General features: G+C 32.6%; 6 protein-coding genes. 2 read left to right on the top strand and 4 right to left on the bottom strand.

Annotation, left to right across the window (positions count from 1 at the left end; all coding sequences use genetic code 11):
- The coding region (locus HG1285_RS20625) for a topoisomerase DNA-binding C4 zinc finger domain-containing protein (RefSeq protein ID WP_198005450.1) at positions 1-96 on the top strand (96 nt) is incomplete at its 5' end.
- Here HG1285_RS20625 and HG1285_RS06445 read toward each other — a convergent pair.
- From HG1285_RS06445 to HG1285_RS06460, 4 genes are all read right to left on the bottom strand, one after another.
- The gene (locus HG1285_RS06445) at positions 93-2438 is read right to left on the bottom strand and encodes a hypothetical protein (RefSeq protein WP_008288136.1); all 2346 of its coding nucleotides are present in this window, start codon (positions 2436-2438) and stop codon (positions 93-95) included. The two genes, HG1285_RS20625 and HG1285_RS06445, sit on opposite strands and share 4 nt — an antisense overlap.
- Positions 2439-2597: 159 nt before the next feature.
- Entirely contained in the window at positions 2598-4607 is a 2010-nt protein-coding gene (locus HG1285_RS06450; protein ID WP_008288135.1) for a hypothetical protein, read from the bottom strand.
- Positions 4608-4609: 2 nt separating this feature from the next.
- Positions 4610-5734: a hypothetical protein gene (locus HG1285_RS06455; RefSeq protein WP_008288134.1), complete on the bottom strand. Its 1125-nt coding sequence runs from the start codon at positions 5732-5734 to the stop codon at positions 4610-4612.
- 11 nt (positions 5735-5745) lie between these two features.
- Entirely contained in the window at positions 5746-6354 is a 609-nt protein-coding gene (locus HG1285_RS06460; RefSeq protein WP_008288120.1) for a hypothetical protein, read from the bottom strand.
- Between the two features lie 221 nt (positions 6355-6575).
- On the opposite strand from HG1285_RS06460, the gene HG1285_RS06465 reads away from it, so the two are divergent.
- Positions 6576-7208 (top strand): IS110 family transposase (locus HG1285_RS06465; RefSeq protein ID WP_008288133.1); only part of this gene is annotated, 633 nt, incomplete at its 3' end.

Raw genomic sequence — 7208 nt, 5'->3', positions numbered from 1 at the left:
AAATGCGGAGGTTCTCTTAGACTAATAAAAGGAAAATATGGCAAATTTTATGGATGTTCAAACTACCCCCGTTGTAGATATACAAGAAACGCTTAATCTTTAACCCTCATCACACTCTGAATATTAACTAAAGCCCTTTCGTATGCTTTTTTAATATAAGGGTTTGTTTCTTTTTTATACTCATTGTAAAACTTATCGTAAAGTTCTTTAAGTTGTCCCATTGTTTTCTTTTTAAGTGTCATTCTTGCTTCAGCTTTGGTGTAAAGTTTAATCTCATATGGGATTTGTTTATTTGCGTAGTAGCTTTTTAAAGCCGTCTTAATATCATTCATGCTTTTGTAATATCCTTCTTTTATTAATGTTTTACCTATCTCATTAACTTTTGCCATATCTTTATTCATATAAGCTGTAAGTAAATCTTCCATCAGTTTATCTTTGCCTATTCTTCTATCTTTCTTAACTTCTCTTAACTCATTTTTCATCTTGTAAAACTTATCAAGTTTTACAGGAGTTGCTCCAAGAAGTAAAGCTATTGCGTCTTTTCTATCAGCTTTAATTAAAGGTCTGCCATTTCTCCAGATGTAGCCTGTCATTAAAATATCTACTGCATCTTTAACTTTTCTAAAGTAGCTTGGAAGAAGTTTCACAAAGTCTTCTTTTGCTTTTTCCCAATCTTGATTAGAAATATCATCTAAAGTTCTGATAATATTAGCTACATAAGTTAAAGGAGCAGATGAAGTAGCACCTTTACCTGTTATAACATTGTAAGCATCTTTTACTGGTGATAAAGCAGCTCCAAATATATCACCAAGTCCCATATTTTGATATAGACTTATCCCTGTTAATGCCCCAATTAAACCATACTGCCAGAGTTCTTCAAGTTTTTCTCTTGGTATTTTTGTTTTTTCAGATATTAACTCATCTAAAGGCTGTGCCACATGTTTGTAAAGCCAGTCAGTTATTCCAAGAGCGTCTAACATTTCATAACCAAGAAAAGCCTGACTTCCTAAAAATGTTGCAAGCATTAATGACCCTGCAAGCCTATATTTTAAAGGTTGCTTTAATAAAAAGTTAATTTCTTTAATTAAGAAAGGCTTATACATCATATAAAATCTAATCAATGGATTTCTTAAAGCAGATGGTGTGTCGTGTACTTTCATTGAAAAGTTCATTTCTTTTGCAAACTCTTTAGCTGCCTTTAACTTATCCCCTTTATATCCAATTGCTTTTAACTGTTCGTATTTAGATAAAAAAGCAATAGCTCTTGCTATTCTATCACCACCAGTTAAAGGAGCAAGTATAAGCTTTCCAAACCATCCTTTTTTAAATGTTTTACCGGTATACTGGTTAATTTCTGCAATAGTTGGATTGTCCGAAACAAGCTTTAAAGCAAGCCATCTAAGCCTTTTATTGGTTGCAAAATCATACATAGCTTTAGCTACAAACTCAGAAGATTTTGCAAATTGATGTTTAACCCCTTGCTCTTCTAACTGCTTTGCAATTGAAATCCAAGTATTAGTAGGGATAGTTGAAAGCTGTATAACAACTTGGGCTGGTTTAAAAGCTAAATAAACATAAGATAAGAGATTTTGACCTTTATTTAATACAGATAAAGTTGGTCTATCTCCATAAGCTAAACCAAGCCTTTCTAAAGTTCTTCTCATCCACGGATGTGTTTTTATTAAATCATTAATATACTGCTCACTATCTCTTGGTCTTCCAAAAATATCATTTAAAAACTCAACCACATATTTAGCCTCTCTCCTTTTTGCTGGATTTTGAATTCTATCTATACTTTTTCTCAGTTCTTCAATAGGAGTATCTTTAGGTAGATTAAGTCCATAATCTTTAAGAAACATACTAACAAGCTTAGGCTTAATATCCTCCATTGCTCTATATCTTGCGACTTTATGAAGATAAACTTCAGTATCTTTTAAAATGTCTTTTTCAGGTAATGCTTTAAGCTCAACAAGCTTGCCGCCTTTTTCTTTTGCAAACTTTTGAGCAACTTTAACAGATTTAAATCTGCCTATAATCTGTTTTCCTTCTTTGTCGTAAACAAGATAAGGGAAGTTCTCCCAGCCTCCAGTCCCCTTTCTTTTCTCCTTAAATCCAATATATCTATGGAAAGAAAGCCTTTTCATTCGCTCTCTTAAAGCTTCTTTAAACTTTTTAGGGTCATCCAAAGCTTCTTCATCTGCTAATTTAAACTGAAACTCTCTAACTTCAGGTTTAACAATATCTGGATTGTTTTTTATAAACTTCCTTGCTTCAAGTTCTTTTCTAAAAGTTGCAAGGATATTTCCGTTTTTATCAGCTACATAGTAGTTGTTAAATACATGAGGAATGTATCCATAAAGACGGGAACTTCTTTTAAGATTATAAGCTAATATTTGCATATTTGGATTCTCAAAATCTAAAACGCCTAACTTTTCCATAAAACGTTTTTCTAAATCATCTGGTGTTTTTATATTAGAAACTAAGCCTTTAGGTAAGCTTTAAATAATTCCCTTTTTCATTTGTTTTTCTATTTCTTAACAAGCTCTTCTTTGCCTCTTTTAATGCCCTTTCTTTTACTTTCTCTAAATGACCTTTAGTCAATAATTGCAAAAATGGCTTCCATTTTTATCACCAACATTTATATTTAAATCAAGCAATCTTGCAGCCCATTTCATCCCCTCATCAAATGCTCTATAAGCCTCTTTCACATTCTCAGGAATTTTAACACCAAGAGCATTTTCTATATCCTCTATCTTTTCAATTTTAAACTTGTCTCTTGTAAATAAAAGTCTTTCAAGAAGTTGTTTATCTTCTTCATCGTGTAGGTTTTCATTTATTCTTTGAATAATTTTGTTATATCCCTTTTCAAGCCTTGTTTGTCTTTTATACGCCTTGTCTGTAAGCTCATAATATTTTGGCTTTCCTATTGCTTTAAATACATCTTCAGGGTCTCTCCATGAAGAAAAAGCAGGTAAAGTGTTATCTGCCTGTATCCATTTACCAGCTGCTTTTTCTGCATTTTCTATTTGATTAAAGAGTTTATCAACTGGGATACCTGCGTATAATTCATCGCTTGACTTTTTTGATTTTTCTATTAAATTATTAATAAGCTCTTGGAGTTTCTGATCCTGCCCGGAATTGGACTGGGCTGAGGCACGCAGAAACTCTGAGAGTTTTTTTCTGTTTACAAAACTAACTTCAGGACTTACCTTTATTTCATTGTTTAACTTATCTATATCCTTAAAATATATTGTTCTAATATCATTTACTTCTGTTGCACCTCTTCTCTTGGAATTTATTTCTATTGCAGATATTAAAAGATTATTCCCTTTCATCTTAGGTATTAAAACGATTTTATTTTCATTTTTTGGAGATTGATAAACAGCAAGAGGATTATTAATATGAATATGGAAATCTTTTAAATCATCTAAAGTTAGTTCATGTTTAGAAATTTTGTTTTTTATTATTTTTCTTGACAAAACAATTTCTTTATCAGGTATTCCTGCTATCTGTAATATTTTTGATGGTTTCCCTATTTTTATTAATTGTCCTGTAGGAAGTTTACCATCAACAGCTAATTTTACAATTTTATTGAAATCGTTATTTTGTAATCTTAAATCCACATAAGCATCTGTAGTTTCTGCCCCTGCTTCTTTTACAGGCTCTGGTAAGTTTTCCTCTGGAGTTATTTTTTGTTTAATCTCTTTTATTTTTTGCTTAATTAAAGGCTGATTACTTTCATCTGCTTTAATTTCAGCTTCTTCAAGTTCTATTAAAGCTTTTTTACTATCTCCTTTTTTAGATGCGTCATAAGCTTTTTTAACTTTCTCTATAACTTCTTTATTTTTACTTTTTCTGGCAATTTTAAATAATGCCTTTATATCAGGGGTTATTTTTTCAAGTAAAGGGTCAACTTTTTTGCCGACTGCTTTTATTCCTTTAGCAACATAAGGACTTGCAGCACCAAAAGTAAAATCAATAGCCGTATCTATTCCTGCATCTTTCCAGTCATAATTCTCTCTACCAAGTAAATTCACACCTGTATATCCAGCACCAGAACCTACAGACTCAACAATAGATTTTCCAAGCGTAGATTTAGGAGAAAAAGCAGACATTGCAAGGCTTCCTGTAGTTCTCATAACCGGAGAAAAAGCAATTAAAGACGGGGTTTCTCTAATTAATGTATTAACTATTTCACCACCAATGCCGTGGAATTTATTTTGATAAGCATCAGGCTCCCAGTAATCCATTGTTTCTTTCCCAACTTCTTTAATCTTATCTGCTATCTTTTGGCCCTGATACTGCATTAATGGGTCAGGAGTAATTAACTTTGAGGCTTTATTTATCAATTCTCCAGCAGTATCTAAAAGCTGACCACTTCCACCTGCAAACTGACGCCATACTTTCTCGTAAACAGGAGCTTCTTGTGCAGGAGTTGACATTTTTGGATTAGCTAAACTTGCGACAGACAATTCATTATCCAGCTGCTCATTTAAAGCCTGTATTTCTTCCGTAGTTAATGTATTTAAAAAGTCATTAAGTTTTCCTTGTTGCTTTAATGTAATTACTTTTTCAAGTAAAGTTGATTTTTGAGGTAGATTTTCCATATTTATCTCCCCATTTGGTCAATGTTTTTCATAAACTCTTCAAGTTTTTTATCAATCTGATTAATTAACATTCTTTTATCTTGCCTATTCATAGGTTTATTTTGTTGTTTTATTCCTAATAGCTTATTTGTTAATTGATAGTAAAGGATATAATCTCTTTCTAATTGATTAGCGATGTCAGGGTTTACATTTCTTATAGTTTTTATTATGTCTTTAACTTCCCCTTGGTCTAATTGTGTAAAATCTCCAGAAGGTGCAATAATTGTATTCCCTGTTAACTTTTTAAATCTATTAATTGTGTCTTTAATCCTATTCCTAAGAATGTTTATTCTTTTACTTAATTGCTCCTCTTTCTTCTTATCCTGTTTTTGTTTTATTTCTTGCTCCTTTAAACCAACTTCCTTTTTCTTAATATCTATTTCTTTACCTTTATACTGCTCTATTACTTTGTTATGTCTTTGTTTTTCTTTAAACTCTTTAAACTTAAGCCTAAAATATTCCCTTTCCTTTGGAGACATTCCTTTAACCATTTCTTTATCATATTCCCAGTTTACTGAGCCATCAGGGTTTTGAATTACAGCAACTGCTACCTTTCTATCTCCTAAATCAATAAAATCCGTTTTTACAACTTTAGGTTTCTCCACCTTCGGCAAATTAACCCCATAAGCCTGAGCAACAACATAATCCTTAGCAGTAGGAATACCTTTATTAATAAAACTATCAGAGAATAAGCCTTTAACATGCTCCTGTCCCAGCTCAACTTTAGGCATCATAGACATAAACTTTTGAGTAAGACCTAAAGGCTGTTGATAGTCAGGATTAATCATTTTTTGAGCCTGAATATCTATTGGGTTATTAGGCACTACTTGAGGCTCTGTTAAGTTTATAGTAGGAGTATCGTATCCATAAAGGTCATTAACAATTTTATTTCTTTCTTGCTGGTCAAGTTGCTGCTGGTAGTTTAATAACTCCTTTTTAGCCTGTATAGCCTGTTTCCTGTCTTCCAGTTCTTGTTGATGCTGCAAATCAAGTAAATATTTCTTATACCATGCATTAAATATAGTATTTGCTGCATTTTGAATAGCCTCATTTAAAGAATTATCAGGTCTTACAACTAAAAGCCCCATTTTTCGCCTCCTTAGAATATAGACCCTGTCTGCATAGCTTTACCTGCTAAAATACTGCCGCCAGCCGCAATTAAACTTGGCAGTAATCCATAGTCTCTTGGTTTATAGATTGTATCCCCTTTAATTCCATACCTCGCAAGGTCTTGTTTTAAAAATATATCAAGTGGCTGTTGGTAATAAACATCAAAAGCAGTTTTCTTAGGAGCAGTTATTGCTTCTTTAGCGAAATTAGCTAACAACCCAGCATTATTCAATGCTGCTCTTTGCAGACCAAATGCTTGAATATTGCCAAAAGGTGTAGAAACAATAGGATTATAACTTTTAAGTTTTGACAGTATACCTTGAATAGTTTGCCCGTAATTATCCATTGCCGAAACATAATTGTCCCGGGCTTTTTCCATTCTGGCAAGCTTGTCAAAATTCGGCTCAACCTTATATGAAATTTCCCCTGTAATAGGGTTTTTCTCAAATTTAACATCAAGCCCCATCACAACAGGGTTTAAAAAATAACTTGCAAATGCAGATTGCTCAGGACTTCTTTTTAGGATTTGTGGAGGAATTACTGTCGTCTTTTCTCCAGACCCAAAGAAAAATTTTCCTATATCTCCTAAAAACGCCATTTTCAAACCTCCTGCAAAAAATTAGTTTATATTTTTAAATAGAATAAGTTTTTAAAATAAAGCGAGGGACAAAGACTCCATTTTTCATAGGCTCTAAAGCCTCTTAGGGAGTATGTCCCCCTGTCCCTCAAAACCCAATTACTTGATTGGGCTATTAAGCCCCTGCCAGTCGGGAGGATGGTTATGAGGGACTTTAAAAATTCAACTAAGGAGGTGTTGTCATGCACTACATTGGCATTGATATGTCTAAAAACTCCTTTAATTTCTGTGTCATTGATGAAACTGAAAAAATTATTAAACAAGGTTCTTTCCCTGTATCTAAAGATGGTTTTGCTAATTTCCTTAAATTGATTTCCTCTTTTGATAATCCTCTTGTACTTGTTGAATCCTCTTCCCGTTATCATCTGCCTCTGGTTTATTCCCTTGTCTCTAATAACTTTCCTGTGTATGTTGTTAATCCTAAAGCTGTTCATAAGTTCATAAATTTTAAATCCCCTAATAACCCTTCTAAATCTGACTCTAAGGATGCTTTCTTTATTGCACTCTTTACTAAATATGAATCTAACAACCTTAAACCTTATTCCCCTTCTGATTCTCTTAAACTTATTGCCCGTAAAATTGATTCCATATCTAAAGATATTGCTAAAACTAAAACTCAAATTAATCAGCATATTGATGTTTTGTTCCCTGAGCTTTCTAAACGTGTAAATATTTTCTCTAAAGCTATCCTTAATTTGCTCCTTTATTATCCTTCTGCGTTTGATATTTCCAATGCTAATGTAAATGAGATTAATAAGTTTCTTTATACTCCAATTGGTAGAAGGTCTCTATATCTGCTGATGAGCTTATCCTTT

This window comes from Hydrogenivirga sp. 128-5-R1-1, assembly GCF_000171895.1.
Note: the sequence above shows the minus strand (reverse complement) of the source record. Positions and strands in the feature narration are given on the sequence as shown.

Coding starts and splice junctions, on each gene's coding strand:
- HG1285_RS06445 (WP_008288136.1), bottom strand. CDS start 2,438: ATGGAAAAGTTAGGCGTTTTAGATTTTGAGAATCCAAATATGCAAATA.
- HG1285_RS06450 (WP_008288135.1), bottom strand. CDS start 4,607: ATGGAAAATCTACCTCAAAAATCAACTTTACTTGAAAAAGTAATTACA.
- HG1285_RS06455 (WP_008288134.1), bottom strand. CDS start 5,734: ATGGGGCTTTTAGTTGTAAGACCTGATAATTCTTTAAATGAGGCTATT.
- HG1285_RS06460 (WP_008288120.1), bottom strand. CDS start 6,354: ATGGCGTTTTTAGGAGATATAGGAAAATTTTTCTTTGGGTCTGGAGAA.